At 45.6% G+C, this 452-nt stretch carries 1 pseudogene; it reads right to left on the reverse strand.

Going from position 1 to position 452, the window contains the following annotated elements:
* Nucleotides 1–89: 89 nt before the first annotated feature.
* A pseudogene (locus tag ACG0Z5_RS23970) lies at nt 90–379 on the reverse strand (transposase); the annotation flags it as partial.
* Nucleotides 380–452 lie beyond the last annotated feature (73 nt).

Raw genomic sequence — 452 nt, forward strand, 5'->3', positions numbered from 1 at the left:
TAAAACGTGCTTTTTTCATAGAAATCTCCCCGATTCAGATTACGAGAAATTCTACTTATAAACACACCGTTTTTTCGGGGGGATTACCGTCTGACATCAAGAGCGCGGTAGCCTTTTTTAATATATCCCTTTCCATTTCAACGCGTTGAAGTCTTTTCTTTAGCTCGCGTATTTCAATCTGCTCAGGTGTCATGGGTGAAGCAGTGGGTGATTTTCCCGCTCGCTCTTCTTTCAGTTGTCGAACCCATTTGTCCATTGTGGATTTACCGACGTTCATTGCCGTAGCAGCGGCGGCAACGGTGTAATGCTGATCGAGTACAAGTTGGGCAGCTTCGAGGCGAAACTCGGGGCTAAAATTGCGTCTGTTACGTCCGGTCATAATGTCACCTGTTTTTTCTGTGAGGTGATGATATCACCTCTATTCAGGTGGCCAAATTCAGTGTGCCACTACA

Source organism: Scandinavium sp. M-37 (assembly GCF_043558715.1).
In the GTDB taxonomy this organism is placed as follows: Bacteria; Pseudomonadota; Gammaproteobacteria; order Enterobacterales; family Enterobacteriaceae; genus Scandinavium; species Scandinavium vulneris_A.